Here is a 24,065-nt window from a genome sequence, read left to right as displayed (position 1 = left end):
GGGACTGCTCTCTTTTGCGCGTGCGCGCCCTAACGTTTTGAGCGCGCTCTGTTGCTCATACTGGTCAGGCAATGCGCCGGCGCATTGCCTGACACAAGCGACCTGCTATCTGGTCACCAGTGTTCATACTCTCTGACCATGGCCTATGGTCGCTGGCGCGCCTAGTTTCATGGTACAAAGCCCTAGGCGACTGACCTCAGGGCTACAAGCCTTGCAGCGCGCCTCGGCTGCCTATGCATGAGAACGAAACTCCTGGAGCGTCCAGGAAAGACGCGCTCCGGAGCGTTCCTCGCCGAGACAGACCCGTACAGTGTCATTAGTTCGCCGGTGGTTTACCCCAGTCAGGGCGCTTGGTTAGGTGCCACGACCCGCACGAGGGGCATTCGTAGATCCGCAGCGGCCCTGCCCGTCGCGACCGTTTCAGTGCTACGTGCACGGCGTCATCATAGTGCTCGTATTCGCGTTTACCAGTTTCGGAGCACAGTACGCGTTCGACTGGCGGCTTCTTCGACCTCCTCCGATGGTGCTTCATCACACAATGATTCTAAACTTCAGGTGTAACTGGCTCCTGTAGGTGACTGATGATGGTGGCAACAACTACGAGCGCTGCGGCACCGAAGACTCCACCGGCGACCGCGACGGCTGTGTGGAAGCCTGTGAGGAACGCTCCACTGGCGACCATTTCGCCGAGGACTGCGACGCCGACGACGCTGCCGGTCTGGCGGGCGGCATTGATGACTCCTCCTGCAATGCCGACATGTTCCGGCGGGGCCGAGGCCACTGCGGCCGAGGTCGCGGCCGGCATCGCGAAGGCCATCCCGAATCCAGCTGTGAAGGTCAACACCGCGACCACCACGTAAGGGGTTTCTGCGGTGAGCAGCACGAGGCTGCTGAAGCCGATCGTGCCGACTACCAGGCCGGTGAGCATGGTGGGGAACGCGCCCCACCGGGCGACGGCACGGCCGCCCAGCGGTGACGCGACCACGGCGCTGCACGCCTGTGGTGCCAGCGCGAGGCCTGCCAGCCACGGCTCGTATCCCAGGTACTGCTGGAAGAAGAGGGAGAGCACGAAGAGTTGTCCGAAGAAGCTGATGTTGAGCGCGAGCCCTACCATTGCGGCCACGGAGAACCGGGCACGAGTGAACAAGGCCATCGGCAGCATCGGGTCCGGATGTCGTCGCTCTGCGATGATGAACAGGGCGAGGAAGACGCCCCCGGCGATCAGCGCGGCTACCTGCCAGGGTGACCATCCGTGTTCGCCTGCGGTGATGACTGCATAGGTTACTGCCACCAGCGTGAGCACGGAGAGCACCTGTCCGGGTAGGTCCACCCGTCTCGCGCGACTGCCCGTGAGCGCGGGAATTGCCCACAAGGTGAGCAGACAGCCGATAGCGACGATGGGGAGGTTGACCCAGAACACCGCCCGCCACCCGATCGCCGACACCAGCGCTCCGCCCAGGACCGGTCCGATCGCGGCGGCAACACCTCCTGCGCCGCCCCACAGCCCGATGGCGCGTGCTCGTTCCTTCGGATCGTCGTACACAGCCGACAGCAATGCCAGAGAGCCCGGCACGATCGCTGCCGCGCCCACGCCCTGGACGGTGCGACCAGCGACGAGGAACCCGCCTGTGGGAGCGAGGGCGCACACGGCCGAGAGTACAGCAAAGACCACCAGGCCAGCGAGGTAGACCCTGCGGGCCCCGAGACGGTCGCATGCGGCCCCAGCTGTGAGAAGGAACGCGGCGAACACGAGGGTGTAAGCGTCGACGACCCACTGCAGTGAGCCCACCGTCGTGTCGAGGTCAGTGCCGATCTCGGCGAGGGCGACATTGACGATGGTCGTATCGAGCATGACGATGAAGAAACCGAGGAGGGTCGCGACCAGCGCCGTGTGCCGATGCGCGGTCATACGCGAGACTCCAGCGAAGCCTCGGCGGGCGGGTGGCCGAAGTAGGTGCGCTTGCTCAGGTCTTGATCCCAGGTCCGGTAGGACCGGTCCAGTAGTGTCGGCAGCACCAGATCGAACAGGCGCCAGGACGCGGCGAAGTGCATGTCCCGGATCTCCCTGGCCGTCTCTCCCCCGGTGAGCGTGAGGAGTTGCTGGGCGACGAGGGGGCCCTCGTCGAGCCCAGCTGTCGTTCGCACTGCGGAGACTCCGCCCTGGGTCTCGTGGTTCTCGGCCATCCAATAGAACGGTGCCAGCCCCGCATAGCGGGGCAACGGGCTGGGGTGGAAGTTGAGGGCGTCGTAGCTCGGAACCGCGAGGAGTCGCTGCCCGAGCCGCAGCTGGTAGTTGGCGACGATGAAGTAGTCCGGCGCCAGGCCCCCAATGGCGGTAATGAATTCGTCGGTGTTGATGTGCGCCGGCCGCAGCGTATGCACATCCAGCTCGGCGGCGTCCTTCGCGAGGTCGAGGGGCTCGGGCTCATCGAGGTAGTAGTCACAGAGTGTGCCGGGTTCACGCAGCACCACAGCCGCCAGGATGACATCATCGTGCCTGGCAAGTCGGGTGAGGAAGTAAGAGCCAAAGACGGAATTGGTCTCGGTGAAGAGCACCATGCGTGTCATTTCGCCCACCACGCCTTCTCAACGGTCTTCGCTTCCCAGGTCAGGGTGTCGAAGAGCGCGTACCCGGGCTGCACGGGCAGAGGCGTACGGCCGGGCAAGTCCATGATCTCTTGGGCGAGGCGTTCAACGAGGATGCCTTCGGCCAGGGGCGGGCAGGCTCCGAAGATCGGCATCGTCTGCTTCTCCACGAACCACTCATCCAGCGTGCCTGGCGAGGGGAAGTCCTGATGCTCGGGCATGATGCGTTCCATCAGCCGGTGGATCACGTCCGGGGTGAACTCGGCATCCTCGGGGAGATCGTAGACCTCCTCGATGGGCATCGAGTCCTTCGTGTAGGTGAACACGACCGTCGAGTGCGCGACGGTCGGGATCTTGAACATGAACCTGCACCGGTCCGAGGCGCGGAAGGCGCGATGGAGGGCGTAGCGGTTGCTGATCTGGTAGAACTCCATCTGGTCCATCACATAGTCGCAGCCGTCCATGAACTCTTCAGCCGTGTCCGGGGTGATGCCCTCGGGGAAGACATCGATGTTGGCATCCCCGGTCAGTGCGAAGACCTGCTCCGCGACGACTTCGGCCTTGTTGCGGCCGATCGTGTCTCGCCCGGCGCCGTACTGGCGTTGCACGTTAGTCAGGTCGAAGTGGTCGGGATCGGCCAGTTTCAGGTTGAGTGCGCCCATGCGCACCAGGCGGGCGGCTGCGGCACCGCCGATGCCCCCGGTGCCGACGATGCCGATCACGGCATCGCGCAACCGTGCTTGGCGTTCACGCTGTTCCTCGGTGGTGTCGCCGAGCCAACCCAGGTTGCGGTCAACGCGTTCCCAGTAGAAGTCCTCATCGTAGTGCCCGCGTAGCCGTTGGCGGTCCCCGTTCATCGCGATCGCTCCCTTCGCCTCCTGATGCAATGAATCTGGTGAGTTCAGACTATGCCTGCGATTGTTCGGTCGTCACCGAACAGTTCCGGGTGCACACTGGAGGCATGGTTGCGCGCGTGTTTCCTGAAGCGGTCCCGGATATCTCGACAGTCGCGTCGGCTCTGGCTGACTCGTCGCGGGCGGCCATGTGTGCTGCGCTCATGGACGGGCGGGCCTGGACGGTTGGTGAACTTGGCAGGTACGCGGGCCTGGCCCGGTCGACGGCGAGCGAGCATGTTGACGTGCTCGTCACCCACGGTCTCGTCCACGACATTCGGCAGGGCCGGCACCGCTACATTCGCCTGGCCGGGGAAGACATCGCACGAGTGGTCGAGAGCCTTGGCGTGGTCGCCCGCTCGCCCCTGCCCACTCCTCACAGCCTCAGCGCGTCACGGGCGAATGCGAACCTACGTGAAGGCCGCACCTGTTATCAGCACCTCGCCGGTAAGCTCGGGGTGCGCCTGGCTGAACAACTGGAAGAGCACGAGTTCATCGACTCGCACTGTCAGGTCACTAATCAAGGTCATCGCTTGTTCATACAGTGGGGTGTGCCCCCGAAGATGCTCGACACGGGCAGGTCGTGCATGGACTCCACCGAACGCCGCTTCCACCTCGCCGGCCCTCTCGGCACGGGAATCTGCAAGACTCTGCTGGATAAGGAATGGCTTTCCCGCAGGGGTCGTACCCGGGCCGTGCGTCTCACTCCCACCGGGCGGGCAGCGCTCAACGACGCGGGGATCTCCCTCAATGGGCCCGAACCCCGGAAAGTGGACACGGGGATTTAATCACGATGCGATAGTAAGTGTAGCTAACCCGGCGTCTTCGAAGGCGTTCGGTGAGCGGTAACCGCACCATGAATGCAATCGTTTGGTGTTGTACCGCGTGCACCACCGAAACACATCCTGGCGGCAGGCCAACTGACTAGTGAAAACTAGACTCATCCTGCAGGACTTCCCGCTTCAACGAGGCGTTGAACGACTCCGCCAACGAGTTGTCCGCACTCGTCCCGATCGCGCCCATCGACTGGGTGACACCGAAGCGCACGCATAGTCTCCGGTACTGATCAGAGGTATAAACACTGCCGTGATCCGAGTGGAAGATCGCCCCGTCTAGGCTCCCGCGAACCTTCCGGGCCATCGTCAGGGCTTCTTCAACCAACTCGGTGCGCATGTGATCAACGATCGCAAACCCCGTCAACTGCCGCGAATAGCAGTCGATAACCGTGGCCAGGTACATATTCGACTCGTCCACGATCGGCAGGTACGTGATGTCGCCGACGTAGACCGCGTTCGGCCTGTCCGCAGTGAACCGGCGTTGCAGCAGATCCGGAAACCTCGGGTCCCGTTTACTCGACGTCGTCGTTTTCACCCGGCGTTTCCTGGTGAAACCAAAAAGGCCCATCTGCCGCATCAGCCGGGCGGTGCGCTTGTGATTGAGACGGCCGCCCTTGCCCCGGTCGTTGACGGGATCGGAGTCGATCGCCGCAGTCACTCATTTCGCGCCGTAGCAGCCGTTCTCGGCGTTGAAGGTGGTCTTGATCTGCGCTCCCAGCACCGCGTCATCGACGAGGCGTTGCCGGCGGGCAGGGGCAGCTGATTTCCAGGCGTAGTAAGAGGACCGATTGAGTTTCAAGACCTGGCATAACCGCTTGACCTCGTAGAGGTCTCGATGGTCGTCAACGAACCGGAAGCGGTTCACCAGTTCGTCTCTTCCGCGAAATACTTGGCCGCCTTACGAAGGATTTCTCGTTCCTCGCGGAGTTTGGCGTTTTCGCGTTCCAGTACGCGGATGCGCTCGGCGTCCGACAGTCCTGAGGCAGCGGTGGCGGAGTCCGACGCGGCGATGAGGCTGGCGACCTTCTCACCGTTGGCATTGGTTTTGGTGCGTGTGCCGAAGGCATCGCGCCAGCTGCGCAGCGAGTTGCGGTTGACCCCTGAACCGCTCGGTGTAGGTCTTGCGTGGCATGGTGGAAAGGTACCTCACTTCCCCAGCGACATGCTGGTTTCAGCGTGTCCACCACCAGGGGGTCAGGTCCTCTCGCGCAAGGTACGGGTGCTGACTGTAAATACTGTGGGGTTACCCGTAAGGGCAATAAGGTGTGTAGTTGCGGTGGGGTGTCTTGGTGGCAACCAAATCTATTGATTTGGGCGGCAGCCCAACGAGCCGTAAGGCGAGGCGGGAGCCTAAACCGTAACCCACAAGATGACGTTTTGTTGGTTGATCACCCCTGGGTATAGAGATACAGGGATATAGTTATAAGCGACCTGGGAAAATAGGTTTAATCGCAGGTGAAACCCTGGGGATAAGTGGCCTAATGATGGTAAATCAGCGCAGACTTGGCAGGACAAAAATGAAAGCACCCCGTAGGGTGCTTTGTCTTTGTTTTTCTAGGGGCTAGTCCAGTTCCGGGCGGGGTGGTCGTTGCCGGACTGAGGTGGCGGTCTTGGTGACGGTTGCTCCGTCCGTGTCGGCTTCGATGCCGGCGTTAGGCCACGCTGGAAATATAACAATTCCGCTACGCAAAAAGTCGAATGATTGTCCCTTGCCCCCTTCACGCGTTAGGTTATGTTTGTCAAGGACTAGGACGATAAGAACTCAGATTGGAATTCAGATGAAAACCAACACTGAAAATCACAAGAAGTTGTCAGCTTTTGCAGCAAGTGCAGTCTTCGCACTGAGCATGGCCAGTGGCATGCAAGCTCCCGCTATGGCAGATAGTGAAGGTAATTCGGTTGAGCTATCTAAAGCCAAGGAAGTGACCAACCGTGTTATGGAATCCTCGGCTCCCGAAGAAGCCATTGAAAAGCTATCATCGGCTGATCGAGAAGCTTTTGATAAGTATAATACTCCTGGTGATGTTGTTGTTTCTGAGGCAGCAGACTCGGGAACCGCGACACGATCTGCAGACTATTGCCGCAAGGATGGTGTGCATTTCGAGCAGAAAGCTTTGCTTGGAAACACACTTTACACATGGTGGCAGACCGTCGAAATTTGCGGGAACCCCGGCGTAAGTATTGATAGCGTCAAAGTAATTGATGCTGGCGGTGAGACCAAAACTCCAACGTGGTCATACGACGGTCACGCAAATGATCCAGTCGCATACGCGACTGGAAATGGAACTTGGACGTCTAAGTCTTCTGAGACTTTCAGTCAAGTAAAGTTGAACCGTCGGACTGAATGCATCACAGCAAATATTGTACCTTCAGGAGAGTACAATGCAGACAAGACCTGCAACTAAAGCAGGGTCGGGGATTTTACCTGCCTCGATAATTTTGATTTCTATGGGCGCAGCCGTTGCTGGGTTTCCCTACCTATTTTTCTTTCCTCTTCTTTGGGTTGCTGCGGACATTAAATGGCCCCAGCTTAATAGTCTTAAAAGAGGTAAGGTTCTTTTTTGGAGGGCAACTTCTATCGTTGTGTCCATTGCCTTAACAGTTAATCTACTTGTTTTAACTCCTACTCCTCTTTAGGGAAAGGGCCCGACCCCCGGAAAGTGGACACATCGGGGGTTAACTATGCGACTTTAGCTAGTATAGCTGAAGTCTCGGCTTCAAAGACATCAGGAGCCACAAGATTGCACCAGGAGTGGCGCCTGCGGGTGTTGTAGCGCATGCACCACCGGAAGACTTCCTGACGGCAGATAATGGGATTATCAAAGACTTTCCGATCACGCAGCACTTCACGTTTTAAGGTGGCGTTAAATGACTCTGCCAGGACATTATCGGCACTCGTTCCCACCGCGCCCATGGATTGGCGTACACCCAGCGACGAGCAGTAGTTTCTAAACGCTTGTGAGGTGTACACGCTGCCGTGATCGGAATGGAAAATAGCCCCGTCAAGACTGCCACGCACACCGTGTGCGTGGGCTAGGGCATCGATGACCAGTGAGACACGCATGTGGTCTGCGAGTGCATAACCTGCAAGTTTCCGTGAATAGGTGTCAATGACTGTAGCCAAATACATGTTTTTGCCTCCCTTGCACGGCAGGTAGGTGATGTCGCCTACATAGACGTGGTTCGGCCTGTCAGCGGTGAAATTGCGGCCTACTAAATCTGGCATGACACGGTGGCCAGGCTTGCGCTTGGTGGTGATGCATCGACGTCGTTTGGTAAAGCCTTTGATCCCCATCGATTTCATGATGCGTGCGACCTTCTTATGATTGGTCGGGCCGAGGTCCGTATCGTCGTTGAGGCTTGCGGCGATGCGTTTGGCACCATAAAGCCCGTGCTCATCATCGAAGATGGTCTTGATTCTTGCACCAATAAGAGCATCAGAGCACATCTTTAACCTGCGATTTTCGCGGGTATTGACCCATTTGTAGAACGAGGAGCGATTGAGCTTTAACACATGGCACATCCGCTTGACCGAGTACTCGGTTCGGTGGTCATAGACAAACTGGAAGCGGATCACCAGCGTGTCTCTTCGGCAAAATATTTGGCGGCCTTGCGCAGAATATCGCGCTCTTCGCGCAATTTTGCGTTCTCTTTTTCTAGCTGGCGGATTCGCTCGGAATCATTCGCCGCTTGGGCTTTATCGTGCATGGCCTTTGTGCGAGCACGTTTGCCGGTGCCGTACTTTTTGACCCAAGAATGCAGCGAGGCTCGATTGATTCCGAGCTCGGCTGATGCTGAGTTCAGCGAGAGGTCCTCATTGTTCTCATAGAGGGCCACGGCATCGCGTTTGAACTGTTCGGAGTACCTGGACATGGTGGTAGATTACCTTTCTTCCCAGCTCGACTGGGCTGGATATCAGGTGTCCACCACATGGGGGTCAGGTCCAAACTCACGAATGGAATTTTTTCGGTAGAGCTCACCTTGAAGAAGTCTGTGTTTGGGCAGAGAGCATGGACAGCAACTTTGGACCAAAAATCCTTTGAAACAGCTATCGTTCATCTCGACCTTGTTGGTGAAGTAGAGCAACAAGCTCAAGCTACCCGCGACCAACTTGCCGCCATCCGCGAGCGTGAAGCGCACGAGCTTGCCAATATGTCGCAACATGCTCGGCAGCTAGCGGATGGTAGGTACAACTACCGCGATATTGCCTACCTTCTTGGCATCACCTACGGCAGGGTGGGGCAAATACTCAAAGCGAAACCAGCACTGCCTAAGTATGCGCGACAGCCGCAAGCAGCAGGAGTACTCCGTGACGCTATACATATAGCTATAGGTATTGCTATACCGGTTGCTATTTGTAGTGCTATGTGCTTTGTTTCTGCTGGTAAGCGCAATGGCCCCTAGTAAGATTCCGTTCGCCAGCCTGGATGGGCTGGTAAACCGGCGAGTGCAATGTTATCAATACATTTGACAGTACACTATTGCAATAATTTATGGCCGCCGCTGCCTACCTCATCATTCAGCGACCGGGTAGCCGCGACACCAACGGGCACGCGCTTGGAAAGGCCATCCGCCTTATCCCAAGGAACGGCACGGACTACTCCGCTTCCTTGTCCGCAGCGTCTTGGCGTAGGGCTTCCAATTGCTCTTGCGGAATCGAGGGTGCTGACACGCCAAACTTAGGCGCTAGGTTTTGCAATTCGTAATTGACCACGGCAACGAGCTCATCAAGCTTGTAGCCCAAGAGAAGCTGATCCAATTCTTCCGGCGTTAACTTTTTATGTTCTGAATTTGGCCAGTCACCACGTAGGGCCAGCGCCAACTTCGCGCGCTCCGGCACGTCAACATCAATGCGAACTTCAAGCACCAGAGTCTCACTAGTCTGACCTCGCGAAACCTGGAAAGATACTTGACCTTTCTTTTGCACTACATCCTTCGACTGTTGTTCCCCGATGCGCTGCCCCTCAGCGCGAAGCAACTGCCACGTCGCATAGCCAGCCCGTTGTTCCTTAGACAAGAGTCCACTCCATTGTGTAGTCCATCTGCTGCAGTACTCCTGTTTCAGCGGACTCTACCGGGGCAGCAAATACAAAGTCCGTTCCCAGCTGACCACGGCCAGCATCAGGGAATTGTTCGTGAGCCTCGTTCACGTTTGCCAAAGCGGTAATCCGCCGAGCAATATTTTCTTTAAGCTCGGCGTAGGGAGCACTTCCGTGCTGGATACGACCATCTACTACAACGTGCGCCACATACGCTTCAACGGAGTTTGCGTACGCACGAATCATCTTCATTGTGTGGTTCTTCTTCCCAAGTCCCACCAATGATTCAAACTTGGTGACAACAGAGCGGTCGACACCCATGCGCGATGCCACCTCGCTTTGCGTCATACCTCGCAGTTTTCGAAACTCCACGAGTTGCTCAATGAGGTCCATTTGCGACCCGATGAGGTCCCCGGGCAACGCATCCTTCGGCTTGATAGTTAACTTCGCCATTATCAATTCACCCCTGCTTCCCTATGTTCCATCCCATCATAAGCTATGTGCATTAAAATGCACATCCCTATTTCGGCCATGGCCGAAAAGTGACCCGGTTTTTCTGACACCATCGCTTCCCTAGACGCATAGCCCGCAAAATATCTCTGTTATGTCCATGAGGTTTTTGGACTTGGAGTCCAGCTACTTTGTGGACTCGGAGTCTTGGGACTTTGTGGACGCGGAGTCTCCCCGCTTTTTGGACGGGGAGTCCACGGAGTTTTTGTACTGGTGCTAGCTTGGCTTCTTCCGGCGGCTTGGCCGTGGCCCAGAGAGGTTGGGTTTTAGCTCTGGGGGTTGTCGGTGCCACATGCCGACAACGTGGTTTATGTTGATTTGACCGCCGGGTGGACGCTGATTCAGTTGGATCGGTAGCGGAAATGAAAACAGTTTCTCACCGTCGTGATCAGTAAAAAATTCCACATAGTCATCGGCTACGCTGCTGTAGATGGCTCGATTTTTGAAGCGCAGCCCGACGTAGAGGCCGTGCCCCATAACGCGTACCACCCCGCTTTTGTTGATCCACAGCTTGTCCGGGATAGGCCAGAGTGCATTTACACCGGTAGAGCTTGGCATTACGGTTGAGGAATCGGCATGGGGTGTATCTTGCTGGATCGCCTGAGTGTCGTTACTTGGTGCCCTGTCTGAAGCTGCAACTTCAGGCAGGGCATTATCTGTCGCGACCACTGTGTCGGCTGCTAAAGCATCTGCCTGGTTGTCGGGGTGAATCCGGTGATATTGTTTCGCGATTTTTGTCCATAAAACATCTGGGTCAATCGGCTGCGTCGGTGGCTGGGCATGCGAGATAATCTCCCAGGCTTGGGCTGGGGTGATGTGCATCTTGCCCCTGAGAAGTCCTTGGTGGCGACGGCGTGTGTTGTAGAAGTTGCGGTAGTCGACAATCAGCTGTTGGACCTGCGCCAGCGTCGTCGGGGTACGAGCATCCAAAAACCTGGTCATGGTTTGGTGCGATCGCTCGTCTTTGCCTTGCGTCGTGGGAGCAAAGCCCGCACTTGATTGAACTCCCAGGCTGGCGAGCCAGCGTTCGGTTTGCGACAGCCGGCCGCGATGGTAGGTGGCAAAGGCATCACCGTTGTCAGAGAGGACTTCTTGGGGAAGTCCGTAAGCATCAATGGCTCCACTTAGCGTGATGCGGGCATCGGTGCCGTTTTCTGGAGTTCCAAAAGCTTGGGAGCCGACGTCGAAGCGGCTGGCATCGTCGACGACTTGGTAGATAGTCACTTGCGTGTGAGGCACATCGAAGAGTCTGTAGGCAAACGCATCGATCTGCCACAGTTCATTGACTTCGCCCCTGGCAAAGTGCCTGTAGGACTTACGCGGTCGTTTACGTGCATTGATGTCAGCGACGCCAGCCTCGTGCAACCATTGTGCGATTAAAGCTCGTGACGGTGGTTGGTCGTAGCCGAGTTCGTCGAGGAAGAAGTAGAAGATTGACCATGGGCCGCAGTCTTGGCCGCGGGCTCTTAACGTACCGCGAGCTTGCAGGACCTGTTGTCGAATCTTGTCATCGTAGACCCGTCGCGGGTTCAGCGGTGCCGTGCTGTCGGGCACGATGCCAGCCCGCCCGCGTTCGGCGATACGTGCTTTGATGTTGTAGTACGTCTGCTTCGATACGCCGATGTTCTTGCAGAACTGCTGGACCGTGATGCCCTCACGGATGGGGTCGAAATCCGCTATCTTCTTGCGGAGAGTAATGGGAATTGCCATCCCCACATTGTCAAGAAGCCAGAGTCCAAAAAGTCGTTAGACATCCTGTCCATAAACTTCCTGGACTCCGCGTCAAAAAACTAACTGGACTCCGCGTCCAAAAAGTCAATGGACTCCGAGTCCAAAAAGTCACTAGACATCACACCCGCAAAATATCTCGATCCTGCGCCTCGTTAGTCCTATGAGCTCCCTGACGCGTGTCATCAAAGATCCGCTTTTCTTTACACAAGCTCACAAGCATCTGGTGGGCCGGTTCACCCGGCCTCGAAGAGATATCGAGGAAGTACAGTCGAAAATGACGGTCCTCGCCATTCCCACCAGTTCCCCACCCTTTCAACTCGCCTAACCATGGCGGGTTCAGAATTTCATTGAGAACCCTCGTGCCCGATGGCTCCACCAATGCAACGTCATCTTCTCGGGCGCCACGCTCACTCCAACGCAGCAAAAGTTGTTGCATCTCGAGAAAAGCATCTTTATTGATACCTTCAAGCTTCTGGAACTCATCCAACGCCCCCCTGCAGAAACTCCCAACGCGTCAACCCATCGTCCGCATTAACTGCCGGCAGATACACGTGAGGCATCTCCGGAAACTCGAAATCATCCACTAGTTCCTCCCGAACTCCCCTACGCAGGTATGCCCTTCAAATCTCACCTTCCCCCGTGACAAGCGCCAGCCGTGCCTACACAGCGGTATCTTTATTCATGTTTTCTCCTGGCTCCCGGCACACGTCGACGAGTGCGATGTTGTCAATACTTTCGACAGTACGCGATTACACTAAATCATGACCTCCCGCGTCGAGCTCCCTCATTGATTTCCCCACTGTGAAAGGCCTTCATGCCGCACGGTGATGCCACCGCCACCCGCCTGCCGATTCTCTGGCGGGTAGTTCTACCTGCAATCTTGGGTGCCATCGGACTGTTCTATTCCTCTCAGGCGCCGGCTGGTTCGGGAGGTTTCTACGCCGCCACATTCTTCACCGCCGCCATCTGGCTGGGCACATGGTGTTTGTGGGTCGACCGGTCATGCTTCCACGGCCACACACTCAAGGAGCTAGCCCTCGGCGCCGTCATCGGCATTGGGCTTATCGCCTTGTTCATCGTTGGCGCGCTCATGGTCCGCCTCGTCCCCTTTTTGGCGGCCCTGATAAACGATCTACTTGAAGTGCCCCGAGTTTTGTTCCTAGGCATTTGCCTTGTTTTCCATTATTGCCTGTGGCAAGTTCTGCTTCCAAAACTCGGTTTCCACCTCGACCGGGGTTCGGTATCCCAAGCTTTGGTGGAGCCTAGTCTCGTTCCACCATGACACCCACTCGAACGTCGCGATTTCTACCTCTACAACGTCATCCCACCTGCGGGTATGGACTAGCTCGTTCTTATGAGGGGCCGTTAACGTTTTCAGCCAGAGCATTATCATAGGAGTCACCAACACTTCCGGTGGAAGCTGTAATGCCGTGCCGGGTAAGTCGCTCGTTGTAGACAACGCTGACGTACTGCGAGCCGTGATCCGAATGGTGAATGAGACCTGTTGTTTCCTCAGCACTCACAATCGCTTGGTTGAGTGCTTGCAGCGGCAAAGCTTCGGTCCGCATCGAATCTGACAGCGCCCACCCGACGATCCGCCGGGAGTAGACGTCGGTGACAAACGCGGTGTAGACGAATCCTTTTCGTGTCCGTACATAGGTAATGTCAGCCACCCACAGCTTATTCGGTCCTTGAGCTTTAAATTCACGCTCGACCAAATCCGGGCGCAAATCAGGCACGTTAGCTTTTCGGGTTGTAATCGGTGATCCGCCTTTGCCTTTGCCAGAAACGCCAGCTAGGCGCATCAGTCGGGCGGTTTGTTCACGACCGATATCGATTCCTTCACGGCGAAGAGCATGCCACATTTTCCGCACACCGTAGACACCATAATTATCCCGATGAACAGCACTAATGCGTTCAACCAACGCAGCATCACGAAGTCGACGAGCACTTAACCCGCGAGCCTTGGACTGGCGATACCCACGCGAGGTGATAAACCCACCAGCCCGGTTATTTTTCAACGTCTTGCAGATGAACTCGGGCAGTGAAACGATTCCGGTTTTCATCGATGAACCGGATCATTTCTTAACGTTTCGGGTCGAGTTCCGACGCGAAAAAGCTGACGCGGCCTTCAACAACTCATTAGTATCGCGTAGCTGGTGATTTTCACGACGTAGCCTCGCGTTTTCGGCAGCCACATCTTCAGGCACAGGTTCTGGGGTTCTTCCTGCACGGCGAGCAGGCTTAAGTCCATTGACGAGCTGTGTGCCATGAAACCCCCAGCTTTGGGCCTACTGCCTGGCACGCGGGGCGCATCGACATATTTTCCGCCAAGATGCGGTCCTCCACGAGACGGACCACACGGTCCTTCGCATCCTGGTCAAATTTTCTCGGCATGTTCCAGATTTTCCCATCTACTCAAACGGAACAAAACCTGGGACACTTCAACACCGCGGAACTGAGATTCGCCTACGACCTTGCCGGGCATACAGGTAGCACTCTTGCCGGTGCACCCCGCGGACGAACGCTCGGCGCTGCGCTGGTACAGATCAAAGTGCGACTGCGGCATTGATGGGAACAATTGCTGTTCCAGTCAAGAAAGGAATGAACGTTATAAATTTACGTCTATTCCTGATTAGAAAAGTTCCAACGTCGGTAGAGCGCGTTGAATAGTCTCGCTGCAGAAAAGAACACGATAAAAAGGAAAACCGAAGACAAGCAGAAGATTAAAATTGCTTCCACTAAGGTTCCCTGCTCGCTCTGGAGCGATATAATGGTCACCACGATAGCTCCTAAGAGAGACGCGGTGATTACTTGCTAAAGAGGCCAAGCCCCATTTTTCATCAGTAGCCTACTCAGCTCTTAAGTTATCTGATTCCACCTAATCATAAGCGCTAATACGGCGTTACGAATGGGGTCTTTGCAGCGTTTGCGACGGGCTTGAGTTCAGAGGGTCGTTGCAACATGCCCCGAACTGGGCCATTGGCATCCGTTGTCGACGTGCCTAGGTCATCAATCAGTTTCGCGATTTCTGGGTTAGCAAGCAGCTTCTTTTCAATCGCATCAATCTTGGCCTTATCAGCCGGATCTCGTCTCGCCATAGTAGTCATTCTGGTCCATCTCCTCATGCGGGTTAGGTACCCACACACAAACCATTAGACACTCTCTCCAAGTAGGTTGCAGGGTCGATAGAATGTGGTGCAGCGGTCATCGTCATATGCCGTTCGGTGAGATGTGGTTGTTGAGTCGAAAGTTTCCGACGGTGACCGCCCTACTATTTTCGGGCCCACCATCAGCAAGCGTTACACCACACTAAGGGACGCAACCGCTGGATATCAGGTGTCCACCAAACTGGGGTCAGGTCCAAATGAGATGTTCTATGGGCCTAAATGGCGACATCATGAGGAATTAGAAAAAGCGATTCATAACTATGTCGACTTCTAAAACGAACGAAGAATCAAGCTTGAGTTCGGCAGATTAAGCATCAATCAACGCCGACGCAAGCTGCTACTCTAAATATTCCTAAAAATGTCCGCATCCCCTCTTGCTACTTAACCCCTATCTGCTTCAAATACAAGCAACCCCGCCTCCTGCAGAGCTTATATGCGGTAGAGGCGGGGTTGTAGAGTCAGTACAGAAACTGAGACGTTGCCTGAACTAGGCGTGCGCCTTAGTTAACTCGGCCGGTTTCCTTGCGGTACTGGCGGTAGTAGCGGCGTCCATAGTGGATGGTGCCGGCGGCTGCGATGGCCACCACAACCAAGGAAATGACGCCGATGGCGATGGTCAGGCCGTAGTTGCCTTCACCTGCGGTGCCCAGCGGGGTGTCCCACACGCCGAGGCCCCAGATGAGGATGCCGGCTGCTGGCAGGCAAGACAGGATCAAGCCCATGCCGACCCACGTGGAGGTGCGGAGAAGGGAAGAGTGAGGAGCTGCGAAGGATACTGGGTCGTAGCCTTCGATGTAGTTGTCCTGAATCTTGCCGGAGAACTCCGGATACGTTTCGCTCTGGTAGTCAGCAACTACGTGGGTGTTATCGCTCATGGCGGAGTCTTTCTGTCTTTCTCTCGTTCCTAGTATTCCTACGGAATAACTCTAGCTTAGTCGTCCTTGCCACGGAAAGCAGCACGTGCACGTTCGCGGGTAACGGCAGATACTGCGGTCAGTGGGACGCCAGCCGACATCGGCACACTCACCGTAGAGGCAGTGGCCGAAGTTGGATTCAAATCAGCAACCATGTTGCGGGCACGGCTGCCGCGCTCTTCCTTACCCAGCGGCATCATGGACAAGTGAACCAGCTTGGCGCCGGTGAACAGGTGTGCCGCACCGTTCGGGCAGGCAGCAACGCAGGCACCGCAACCAATGCAAGCGGCGTGGTCCAGCGAGTACTCGGCGGTCTCGTGGTTGATGTGCATGGTATCGGCATCCGGTGCGGTGCCGGCATCCATGGATACGTAACCGCCCTGCTCCATCACGTGGTCCAGTGCGGAGCGGTCAACCACCATGTCCTTAATGACGGGGTACGCAGCGGAGCGGAAGGGCTCCAGCTGGATGGTGTCGCCATCGTTGAAGTTGAACAGGCGCTGCTGGCAGGCAGGGGTGTTCTGGCCCGGGCCGTGTGGGCGACCGTTGACGGTCAAACCACAGGTACCGCAGATGCCCTCGCGGCAGTCAGAAGCGAAAGCGAACGGTTCTTCGCCGCGCTCAACATAGCCTTCGTTGACGTGGTCCAATAGCTCCAGAATGGACATCTGCTCGGAGGCATCATCCACCTGGACGGTTTCGAATTTACCTTCCTGGGTGGGTCCGGCTTGACGCCAGATCTCAAGTGTCAATTTCATTACTTGTAGTTCCTTGTCATCAGCGGGATCGAGTCAAAGTACAGGGGTTCTGCGTGGCGGATGAACTCGTTCTTGTTCGCGCCCGGCTCCCAGGCGGAAACGAAGCACCAGTTTTCGTCGTCACGCTCGGCTTCGCCTTCTTCAGAAAGGTGATCTTCGCGGAAGTGAGCGCCGCAAGACTCATCGCGGTCAAGGGCGTCGATGCACATGAGCTCACCCAGGTCCAGGTAATCGGCAACGCGCAGGCCGTATTCCAGGACTTGGTTCATGTCATTCGCCTCACCAGGGATGCGGACGTTCTTCCAGAAGTCATCGCGCAGGGCACGGATCTTCTCGATGGTGTCCTTCAGGTCCTCGACGTTACGGGACACACCGCAGCCGAAGTACAGCAGGTCACCCAGCTGGCGGTGGTAGTGGGACGGACCGTGCGGCATGCGCCGTGAACTTCTGCACGGCTGCCCTTTGCCTCAGCGGAGTCCTCGGCCAGCTTGTCCTCGTTGAGGTGGTCAGCCAAGTAGTTCGGGATGGTAAACGGCAGGGTGAACCAGCCGTCAACAGAAGCCGAAAGCAGGAGTTCGCGCCCAGGCGGTTAGCACCGTGGTAGGTCCAAGAGCACTCACCGGCGGCGAAGAGGCCGTCAATAGAGGTCATCTCGTTGAAGTCGGTCCACAGGCCGCCCATGGTGAAGTGGCAGGTAGGAGCGATGCGCATGGGGGTCTCGTACGCGGACTCACCAATGGCCTCTTCATACATCTGAATGAGGTTGGAGCGCTCGCGGATCTTATCCTTGCCCAGACGCTCGATGGCGTCGCGGAAGTCAAGGTAGACCGAGTTCTTCAGCGGTCCAACGCCCAGATTGTTGATCTGCTGGGAAATTGCACGGGAGGCAACGTCACGGGGAACCAGGTTGCCGAAGGCCGGGTAGCGGCGCTCCAAGTAGTCGCGCTCTTCCTCCGGAATGGTGTTCGGGTCGCGGTCGTCGCCCTCTTCAGGCGACCAGATGCGGCCATCGTTACGCAGGGACTCCGACATCAAAATGGTCTTGGATTGCCAGTCAGAGTTGACCGGCAGGCCCGTCGGGTGGAACTGCACGAACGCCGGGGAAGCCAGATAAGCGCCCTTGTCATAAGCGCGCATCATGGCGCTGGCGTTGAGTTCTTCGCCAGGGTGGACATGTGGTAAACGCTGCCGTAACCACCGGTACCCAGGATGATGACGCGTGGCTGGTGAAGGCCTTGAGCTCACCGGTAATCAGGTTGCAGGTGACAATGCCGCCCGCGCGCTTCTTGCCGTTGTCCTCATAGGTGATGATCCCTGCATATCGTTGGGGCAAAAGCTCCACATTGCCCAGCCCGATCTGACGGTACAGTGCAGAGGTCGTGGACAGCTGCAGCTGCTGACCTGTTTGACCACGGGTGTAGTAGTAGGGGAGACCTGCACACCACCGAAGGAACGGGTGGCCAGGGTGCCGCCGTACTCACGGGCGAACGGGGCGCCGATGGCGTTCATGTGGTCGATAACACGAACGGACTCTGTTGGCCAGGCGCCAGCAGTCAGACTCGCGGCAGCGGTAGTCGCCGCCCTTTGGTGTCTTGGTGTGGTAAGCGGAGTCATTATCCACCTTCTTGGCACGGGAGGCGTTGACACCACCCTGCGCAGCAATAGAGTGCGCGCGGCGCGGGAGTCGTGGTAGGTAAAGACCTTAACGCCGCAGCCCACTTCACTGGGGCTGCCGCAGCGCCGCGGACAAGCTCGGTACGACGAGGACCTCAAACTTGGCGGTTCAGTGGGGAGACCAGGTTCATGTGGTCAACGTGGTGAGCCCCATATCCTTCATCGGCACGCCGTGCGGTTCCTGGGATTCCAGGATATTACCAGCGGAGACGCCCTCAACGATGGACTTTGGGTGCGAAGTTGGGGTGTTCACGCTTGAGTTCAGTAGTAGTCAGCGGGTTCCTATCTCCTTTAGCTGACCAAGCCCAGGGCAACGGACAAAGGCATAACGATGTTGCCGATGCATACAACGGCCGGGATGATGTAGGCCAAGACCAAGAAGGTCTGACGCCATTTGGCACCGGTGATACCCAGGTCAGATGCGGCGAGGCGAATGCCGTGGGTCAGGTGCAGGAAGAGGCAGCACATTGCCAGCACGTAGAAGATGGTGACCGGCCAACGGCTAAAGGTTTCGATCATATTGGCCTGACAGAGCCTTCAAAACCCTCTGGGGCCATCGGCTGTACGCCCATGGTGAGGTCCAGCAGGTGGAAGATGATGAAGAGCAGCAGCGACACCGGTTACCAGCATGGACTTGGTGGCGAAGGAATCCAGGCCACCCATCAGGTTGGTGCGCTTGAACTTGCCGCGGGATGCCTTGGAGCGGGAAGCCAGGGTAAAGGCACCGTAGAGATGTGGGCAAGGATTGCCACGATCAGCACGATGCGGATGATCCACAGGGCAGAGCCATGCGGCAACAGCGGTTCACCCATAGAGCGCAGGAACTCGCCGTACTCATCCAGGGCGGGCTCACCGTTGTGTGCCGGCATGTACAGCTTCAGGTTGCCGGCCATGGCCGACGACGAAAAGCGCAAAGAAAAACCGGTAACGGCCATGATGAGCTTCAGTACCCACGATGGCGTTCCGGGCTGCTGACGAATTGGTTCATTAGTGATGTGGCCGTGAGCGATTGCCTCACGGTCCGGATTTCTTAAAGTCATGACACCTCCATAGTCGTACTTACCTTAACTGGGCTTAACCGCTGGTTACTAGTTATTTTCGAGCGGCCAATTGCTCCTGGTTCGCAAGCGCGACTAGGCGGTGAGATCTTTTAGGTAAGGGTATCCTGAGAACAAGAATGCGAAAACGCTGTTACCTTGGGTACCTTCATTTCCGCAATGCAGATGTTTCATATTTGTAGCCCAAATTGTGAGCTTCGCCACTCCATGTTGCGCAAGTGATTAACCCACCCCTTTATGTGTCAAACTTTCGCATGAAACCCCACAAACAGCGTGTCCAGGTAGCGAAGAGTCTTCACAAAATTTTCGCCATAAAGATGCACAGCCGCGCTCGCTACTAGTAACCTTTGGCGCATGAGTAAGACGTATGTGGGATCTCGCCTTCGCCAGCTTCGCCGCGAACGCGATCTCAGCCAAGCCTCCCTAGCTGGCACCCTCGGCCTTTCCGCCAGTTACGTCAACCAGATTGAGCACGATGTCCGCCCGCTCACCGTGCCGGTGCTGCTGCGCATTACCGAGGTCTTTGGCGTCGACGCCACGTTTTTCTCCCGCGATGATGACTCCCGTCTCCTCGCGGAGATCCAGGACGTCATCCAAGACAAGGAGCTCTGCCCCTCCCCGGTGGAGCTTCAGGAGCTATCGGAGCTGGTATATAACCACCCCACCGTCGCCCGCACGCTTGTCGATGTACACCGCCGCTACCGCAACGTGCGCGATAAGCTCTCGCTGGCCACGGATACGAGGCGGACATCGGAAAGCGCAGCTGCCCTCCATGCCGCACGATGAGGTGCGCGACTTCTTCTATGCCCGGCAAAATTACCTGGACGGGCTGGACCATCACGCGGAGGAGGAGCGCCGGTGACCTCGGCGTTTCCGGATTCGGCATTCGCAATACCGAACAGGCGCTGGCGAACCGGCTGCGCGCGAGAAGCACGGCGTAGAAATCGAGCTCACGGCGCAGATGGATGGCACGCTGCACCGCTTTGACCGCCGAGAGCGGGCAGTTCACGCTTGCCTCGCGCTTGAGCGAGGGCCAACGCGCCTTCCGCATGGCCGCCGAGCTCGGCCTGCTCTCGAGGCCCAAGGCAAATCTCGTGGCCCGATGAACCTTTACCTCTGATTCCTCCCGCAGCCTGGCGCAACGCGGCTTGGCCAGCTACTTTGCAGCCGCCACGCTCATGCCCTATGCCATGATGCACAGCGAGGCCGAGCGCGCTACGATGTGGAGTATCTGTGCCAGGTCTTCGGCGTGGGATGAGACAGTCGCCTCCCGGCTTTCCACCCTGCAGCGCGATAGCGCGGCGTTCCGTTTACCTTCGTGCGCGTGGATCGCGCCGGCAATATGTCCAAGCGGCAATCCGCCACCGGCGTGCACTTTTCCAATAATGGCGGCACCTGCCCGCTCTGGAATGTCTATGAGACCTTCACCCGCCCGGGGTCATCTCGCGTCAGCTGGCGCAGATGCCTGATGGGCGCAACTACCGTGGTTTCCGCGCCGTGCAGCACCACCAAGGGCGCTACGGCGATACCAATAAGCTCTTCGCCATTGGCCTGGGCTGCGAGGCCCGCCACGCCGATCGCACGGTCTATGCGGAGGGCCTCGACCTCACCAATCTCCACGCTGCTACGCCCATCGGTCCTGGCTGCCGTACTTGCGCGCGTGAGAACTCGCAGCGCGCTTTCCCGCCCATCAACGAGGCGATCGATATCGATATTCACCGCTCGGCGGTCGCGCCTTACTAGCTGGGCTTTTAGCCGCACACAGAAACGGCACCGCGGTCCTCCTGGAGAACGCCGCGGTGCCGTTATGCTATAGGGAGGCTTGTTTAGAGGTTGATCATGTGGCCGCTGATACCCTCAGCGGCTTCCTTCATGGCCTCAGACAAGGTCGGGTGGTGTGTACGTTGCGGCCGATTTCCTCAGTGGTCAGGTCGAAACGCTGCGCCAAGGTCAGCTCAGGCAAGAGCTCCGAAACGTTGGAGCCCACCATGTGTCCGCCGATGAGCTCGCCGAATTCGCCGTCAGCAATAAGCGACCGGCGGTCTCATTCAGGCCAGCGGCCTTACCGTTTGCGGAGAACGGGAAGGTAGCAACCTTGATGTCCTTATCCGGGAACTTCTCCTTGGCTGCCTCTTCGGTGTAGCCAAAGGAAGCGACCTGCGGGTTGCAGAAGGTAGCGCGCGGCATGTTGTTGTAGTCACCCAAGAGCTGAGTTTCTGCATCAGCAATGGTTTCTGCCGCTACAACGCCCTGTGCCTCTGCCACGTGTGCGAGCTGCAGCTTCGCGGTGACGTCACCGATGGCATAAATGTGGTCAACGTTGGTGCGCATGCGGTCATCGATGTCGATGGCACCGCGCTCAGTCAGCTCAACGCCGGTGTTCTCAAGGCCAAAGCCCTCAACGCGCGGGGCGAAGCCGATGGAGATCATGGCGCGATCCACGGTCAGGGTGTCCTGCTTGGAGCCGTCCTTGGATTCGACCTCAACGGTGACATCGTCGCCGTTGTCCTTCACAGAGGTGGTCTTGTAACCGGTCAGGAGCTTCACGCCGAGCTTCTTGTACTGCTTGGCAATCTCCTTGGATACGTCCTTGTCCTCATTCGGCAGGACGCGGTCCATGAACTCCACGATAGTGACGTCCACACCGTAATTGGCTAGCACATAAGCAAACTCCATGCCGATGGCGCCGGCGCCCACAATGACCATGGACTTCGGTGCTTCCTCGTTCAGGATCTGCTCTTCATAGGAGACGATATTGCCGCCCAGCTCAACGCCAGGCAGGGACTTGACCACGGAGCCGGTGGCGATGATGCAGTCATCGAAGGTAACGGTCTTACCTTCATCATCGCCCTCAGTAATCTCAATGGTCTTATCGTCCTTGAAGGAACCCAGACCGTTGATCTCGGTGATCTTGTTCTTCTTCATCAGGTAGTGAACGCCCTTGACGATGCCCGAAGAAACCTTGCGGGAACGCTTGGGCTACACCGAAATCAAAGGAAACATCGCCGGAGATGCCAAAAGCCTTCGCCTCGTGGTTGAAGTGTGGGCTACCTCTGCATTCTTCAGCAGCGACTTGGAGAATACAGCCTACGTTGAGGCAGACTCCGCCCCAGTACTGCTTTTCAATAACAGCGACTTTCTTTCCAAGCTGAGCTGCGCGGATGGCGGCAACGCCGCCAGGGCCGCACCGAGTACTACTACGTCATAATGTTCGTTAGTCACGCCCTACAGGATACGTAACTTTGTCCTCATTGTCGCAATTGGTCACACTTGAGGGGCACCCCATACGGCGGTGAGAAGAGGAAAGGGCCCGCGAAGAAGGGAGGCATCGGCAAGCAGCAGATGCACAGGGCCCTTGAGGCTCGCAGGTTTAGATCAGGTGAGGGAAACCAGCAGCTTGGAGTAGGCCTCCAACGCGGAGTGGATGAAGGGCCGAGGAATCGTTGATGGAAACGAGGACGGTATCGAAAACGTTCATTGAGGTTCTTTCTTTTGTTGGAGCGCGTGCACAATCGCACTTTAGCTTTTCATACTAAAGCACTAACGCAGCCATTTCTGCTGGCGTTACAGCTGCGCCGCGATTTCTTAGGAGATTATGACACACAAACCTCAATTGTCACAGTGTTTGTTATCATTAACAAAGTACAGGCGTATAGAGCGCCGCTTACCCCCATGTCCCAAATCGACCTAGGTCTTTACCGGCGGGCATTTATTGGGCACTATAAATGGCGATATCTGTATGTCTAAACACTGAATACTTCCTTAATATGCCAATTTTCGCGGCCGAAGTATAGTTATCGAGTCCACTCCCTACAGGAAAGAAGCACCATGAAGCGTCTCAATTCTGCCTCGGAGCTGCGGTTTACTGGGCTTGGCTTATGCCGTGGCAGGCGCGGCCGAGCTGACCCCGCAGCAGGTGGCGGGCGATGCCGCACAGTCCACGATTTCCCCGCTGGAGCCTACCCGGGAAATCGAGGGTAAGTCCTGGTACAAGAGTACAAGGATGATGCGCGCGTTGAAAGCTCGAGGGCAACCTCGCCGGCGATGAACGGCCGGAAGATTCCTTTGGCCGTCGTCCGCGCAGCGAATGGCTCGCCCGACCGTGTACCTGCTCAACGGTGCAGGCGGCGCGGAACAGGACATGGATTGGCTGAAGCTTTGATGCCGTTGACTTCTACACGGAAGGACGTCAACGTCGTTGTCCCACAGGCCGGCGCTTTCTCCTACTACACCGACTGGATCTCTGAGCCGAATTCGGGCTTCCTGCAGGGACCACAAAAGTGGGAGACCTTCTTGACCAAGGAGCTGCCGGGGCCATCGAGAAGCACATCAATGCCGATAACCACCGCGCCATCGCGGGCATGTCCATGTCCGCCACCTCCTCCCTGTTGCTGGCACAGCACACCAGGGCTTCTACGACGCCGTTGGTTCCTTTGCAGGTTGCGCGGCTACCGCGTACCCCATCGAGCGCCAGGGCGTAGCGAGCTGACCGTTGGCCGCGGCGGCGTAGCGTGGACCAGATGTGGGGCCGCTGGTTCTCCCACCAACCGCTATAACGACGCCATGATGAATGCCGAGAAGCTGCACGGCACCGAGCTGTACGTGTCCTCCGGCTGGTCTGGCTAGCGAGGAAGACACGTTCTCCTACATCCAGTCCAAGGGCTACAACCCGCTCCAGGCAGCGCAGGGCTCCGCTACCCTGCAGGTTGAAGGCGGCGCCATCGAGGCCGGTGTGAACTACTGCACCACAACTTCAAGGCCAAGCGGCCAGGCTGGCGTGCCCGCCACCTTTAACTTCCACCGGAACCCACTCGTGGCCGCACCTGGAACCAGGATCTGAAGGATTCCTGGCCAGTATTCGAGCGGGGCTTCAATAGCTAATTTAGGCTGCGCGCA

Annotated in this window: 17 protein-coding genes and 8 pseudogenes; 7 read left to right on the top strand and 18 right to left on the bottom strand. The window is 57.3% G+C overall.

Translation table 11 applies throughout. The features are described 5' to 3' along the window. Positions 1-544 precede the first annotated feature (544 nt). The 3 genes from CACC_RS01475 to CACC_RS01465 are packed head-to-tail and all read right to left on the bottom strand — an operon-like array spanning position 545 to position 3,443. Complete coding sequence (locus tag CACC_RS01475) at positions 545-1,909, bottom strand: MFS transporter (protein WP_005276588.1); 1,365 nt, start codon at positions 1,907-1,909, stop codon at positions 545-547. Then, on the bottom strand, positions 1,906-2,568 hold the full coding sequence (locus CACC_RS01470; RefSeq protein ID WP_005276586.1) for a formyltransferase family protein: 663 nt from the start codon (positions 2,566-2,568) through the stop codon (positions 1,906-1,908). Before CACC_RS01470 ends, CACC_RS01475 begins: the two co-directional genes overlap by 4 nt. Then, positions 2,565-3,443, bottom strand: a complete 879-nt coding sequence (locus CACC_RS01465) for a ThiF family adenylyltransferase (protein ID WP_035108266.1) — start codon at positions 3,441-3,443, stop codon at positions 2,565-2,567. The genes CACC_RS01470 and CACC_RS01465 overlap by 4 nt, the downstream gene beginning before the upstream one ends. 29 nt (positions 3,444-3,472) lie before the next feature. Between CACC_RS01465 and CACC_RS01460 the strand changes: the two genes are divergently transcribed. Next, entirely contained in the window at positions 3,473-4,267 is a 795-nt protein-coding gene (locus CACC_RS01460; RefSeq protein ID WP_005276583.1) for an ArsR/SmtB family transcription factor, read from the top strand. Here the strand turns inward: CACC_RS01460 and CACC_RS01455 are convergent. After that, positions 4,268-5,447, bottom strand: a pseudogene (locus tag CACC_RS01455) (IS3 family transposase). 646 nt (positions 5,448-6,093) lie between these two features. Here CACC_RS01455 and CACC_RS01450 point away from each other — a divergent pair. Further along, on the top strand, positions 6,094-6,720 hold the full coding sequence (locus CACC_RS01450) for a hypothetical protein (protein ID WP_155802668.1): 627 nt from the start codon (positions 6,094-6,096) through the stop codon (positions 6,718-6,720). A gap of 275 nt (positions 6,721-6,995) precedes the next feature. On the opposite strand, the gene CACC_RS01445 is transcribed toward CACC_RS01450, so the two are convergent. After that, positions 6,996-8,188 (bottom strand): IS3 family transposase gene (locus tag CACC_RS01445; RefSeq protein ID WP_155802809.1). Its coding sequence is split into 2 segments (ribosomal slippage): positions 6,996-7,909 and positions 7,909-8,188, totalling 1,194 coding nucleotides; the frame shifts between segments, so codons are not numbered across the junction. Positions 8,189-8,338: 150 nt separating this feature from the next. Between CACC_RS01445 and CACC_RS01440 the strand changes: the two genes are divergently transcribed. Next, complete coding sequence (locus tag CACC_RS01440; protein ID WP_155802666.1) at positions 8,339-8,719, top strand: hypothetical protein; 381 nt, start codon at positions 8,339-8,341, stop codon at positions 8,717-8,719. Positions 8,720-8,912: 193 nt separating this feature from the next. On the opposite strand, the gene CACC_RS01435 is transcribed toward CACC_RS01440, so the two are convergent. Beyond that, entirely contained in the window at positions 8,913-9,332 is a 420-nt protein-coding gene (locus CACC_RS01435) for a hypothetical protein (RefSeq protein ID WP_005276573.1), read from the bottom strand. Next, positions 9,325-9,807 (bottom strand): helix-turn-helix domain-containing protein, encoded by a 483-nt coding sequence (locus CACC_RS01430; RefSeq protein ID WP_005276570.1) that lies wholly within the window; start codon positions 9,805-9,807, stop codon positions 9,325-9,327. The genes CACC_RS01435 and CACC_RS01430 overlap by 8 nt, the downstream gene beginning before the upstream one ends. 151 nt (positions 9,808-9,958) lie before the next feature. On the opposite strand from CACC_RS01430, the gene CACC_RS11610 reads away from it, so the two are divergent. Further along, entirely contained in the window at positions 9,959-10,084 is a 126-nt protein-coding gene (locus CACC_RS11610) for a hypothetical protein (protein ID WP_005280350.1), read from the top strand. Here CACC_RS11610 and CACC_RS01425 read toward each other — a convergent pair. The 10 genes and pseudogenes from CACC_RS01425 to CACC_RS01380 form a co-directional block, all read right to left on the bottom strand. Further along, positions 10,081-11,574 (bottom strand): DDE-type integrase/transposase/recombinase, encoded by a 1,494-nt coding sequence (locus CACC_RS01425; protein ID WP_005280351.1) that lies wholly within the window; start codon positions 11,572-11,574, stop codon positions 10,081-10,083. The two genes, CACC_RS11610 and CACC_RS01425, sit on opposite strands and share 4 nt — an antisense overlap. A gap of 139 nt (positions 11,575-11,713) precedes the next feature. Continuing rightward, positions 11,714-12,082, bottom strand: a complete 369-nt coding sequence (locus CACC_RS01420) for a hypothetical protein (RefSeq protein ID WP_249852960.1) — start codon at positions 12,080-12,082, stop codon at positions 11,714-11,716. Between the two features lie 672 nt (positions 12,083-12,754). Next, positions 12,755-12,982, bottom strand: a complete 228-nt coding sequence (locus CACC_RS11790) for an integrase core domain-containing protein (RefSeq protein WP_302526375.1) — start codon at positions 12,980-12,982, stop codon at positions 12,755-12,757. Then, a complete protein-coding gene (locus CACC_RS01410; protein ID WP_005280357.1) occupies positions 12,948-13,661 on the bottom strand; it encodes an IS3 family transposase in 714 nt (237 codons plus the stop codon). Before CACC_RS01410 ends, CACC_RS11790 begins: the two co-directional genes overlap by 35 nt. A 178-nt stretch (positions 13,662-13,839) precedes the next feature. After that, a pseudogene (locus CACC_RS01405) lies at positions 13,840-14,038 on the bottom strand (hypothetical protein). A 514-nt stretch (positions 14,039-14,552) separates the two neighbouring features. Then, a pseudogene (locus tag CACC_RS01400) lies at positions 14,553-14,696 on the bottom strand (IS256 family transposase); the annotation flags it as partial. 569 nt (positions 14,697-15,265) lie between these two features. After that, the gene (locus tag CACC_RS01395) at positions 15,266-15,640 is read right to left on the bottom strand and encodes a hypothetical protein (protein WP_005276566.1); all 375 of its coding nucleotides are present in this window, start codon (positions 15,638-15,640) and stop codon (positions 15,266-15,268) included. A 56-nt stretch (positions 15,641-15,696) separates the two neighbouring features. Beyond that, a complete protein-coding gene (locus tag CACC_RS01390; protein ID WP_249852959.1) occupies positions 15,697-16,437 on the bottom strand; it encodes a succinate dehydrogenase/fumarate reductase iron-sulfur subunit in 741 nt (246 codons plus the stop codon). Then, positions 16,437-18,274: pseudogene (locus CACC_RS01385) on the bottom strand (fumarate reductase/succinate dehydrogenase flavoprotein subunit). The gene CACC_RS01390 and the pseudogene CACC_RS01385 overlap by 1 nt, the downstream one beginning before the upstream one ends. A gap of 128 nt (positions 18,275-18,402) precedes the next feature. Next, positions 18,403-19,151: pseudogene (locus CACC_RS01380) on the bottom strand (succinate dehydrogenase cytochrome b subunit). Between the two features lie 372 nt (positions 19,152-19,523). Here CACC_RS01380 and CACC_RS11715 point away from each other — a divergent pair. Together CACC_RS11715 and CACC_RS11710 are read left to right on the top strand one after the other, a co-directional pair. Continuing rightward, on the top strand, positions 19,524-19,955 hold the full coding sequence (locus CACC_RS11715) for a helix-turn-helix domain-containing protein (RefSeq protein WP_430733303.1): 432 nt from the start codon (positions 19,524-19,526) through the stop codon (positions 19,953-19,955). A 556-nt stretch (positions 19,956-20,511) separates the two neighbouring features. Beyond that, positions 20,512-20,912: pseudogene (locus tag CACC_RS11710) on the top strand (short-chain fatty acyl-CoA regulator family protein). 83 nt (positions 20,913-20,995) lie between these two features. Here CACC_RS11710 and lpdA read toward each other — a convergent pair. Then, positions 20,996-22,391 (bottom strand): annotated as a pseudogene (gene lpdA / locus CACC_RS01370) (dihydrolipoyl dehydrogenase). Positions 22,392-23,010: 619 nt separating this feature from the next. Here lpdA and CACC_RS11705 point away from each other — a divergent pair. Further along, a pseudogene (locus CACC_RS11705) lies at positions 23,011-24,050 on the top strand (alpha/beta hydrolase). Positions 24,051-24,065 lie beyond the last annotated feature (15 nt).

It is taken from the genome of Corynebacterium accolens (genome assembly GCF_023520795.1).
GTDB classification, from domain to species: domain Bacteria; phylum Actinomycetota; class Actinomycetes; order Mycobacteriales; family Mycobacteriaceae; genus Corynebacterium; species Corynebacterium accolens.
This window is presented reverse-complemented; position numbering and strand designations above follow the sequence as displayed.

What these genes read in the sequence shown, in the direction of transcription:
- CACC_RS01475 (WP_005276588.1), bottom strand. Translation starts at nt 1,909, where the DNA reads ATGACCGCGCATCGGCACACGGCGCTGGTCGCGACCCTCCTCGGTTTC.
- CACC_RS01470 (WP_005276586.1), bottom strand. Translation starts at nt 2,568, where the DNA reads ATGACACGCATGGTGCTCTTCACCGAGACCAATTCCGTCTTTGGCTCT.
- CACC_RS01465 (WP_035108266.1), bottom strand. Translation starts at nt 3,443, where the DNA reads ATGAACGGGGACCGCCAACGGCTACGCGGGCACTACGATGAGGACTTC.
- CACC_RS01460 (WP_005276583.1), top strand. Translation starts at nt 3,473, where the DNA reads ATGAATCTGGTGAGTTCAGACTATGCCTGCGATTGTTCGGTCGTCACC.
- CACC_RS01450 (WP_155802668.1), top strand. Translation starts at nt 6,094, where the DNA reads ATGAAAACCAACACTGAAAATCACAAGAAGTTGTCAGCTTTTGCAGCA.
- CACC_RS01430 (WP_005276570.1), bottom strand. Translation starts at nt 9,807, where the DNA reads ATGGCGAAGTTAACTATCAAGCCGAAGGATGCGTTGCCCGGGGACCTC.
- CACC_RS11610 (WP_005280350.1), top strand. Translation starts at nt 9,959, where the DNA reads ATGTCCATGAGGTTTTTGGACTTGGAGTCCAGCTACTTTGTGGACTCG.
- CACC_RS01425 (WP_005280351.1), bottom strand. Translation starts at nt 11,574, where the DNA reads ATGGCAATTCCCATTACTCTCCGCAAGAAGATAGCGGATTTCGACCCC.
- CACC_RS11790 (WP_302526375.1), bottom strand. Translation starts at nt 12,982, where the DNA reads ATGCTCTGGCTGAAAACGTTAACGGCCCCTCATAAGAACGAGCTAGTC.
- CACC_RS01410 (WP_005280357.1), bottom strand. Translation starts at nt 13,661, where the DNA reads ATGAAAACCGGAATCGTTTCACTGCCCGAGTTCATCTGCAAGACGTTG.
- CACC_RS01395 (WP_005276566.1), bottom strand. Translation starts at nt 15,640, where the DNA reads ATGAGCGATAACACCCACGTAGTTGCTGACTACCAGAGCGAAACGTAT.
- CACC_RS01390 (WP_249852959.1), bottom strand. Translation starts at nt 16,437, where the DNA reads ATGAAATTGACACTTGAGATCTGGCGTCAAGCCGGACCCACCCAGGAA.
- CACC_RS11715 (WP_430733303.1), top strand. Translation starts at nt 19,524, where the DNA reads ATGAGTAAGACGTATGTGGGATCTCGCCTTCGCCAGCTTCGCCGCGAA.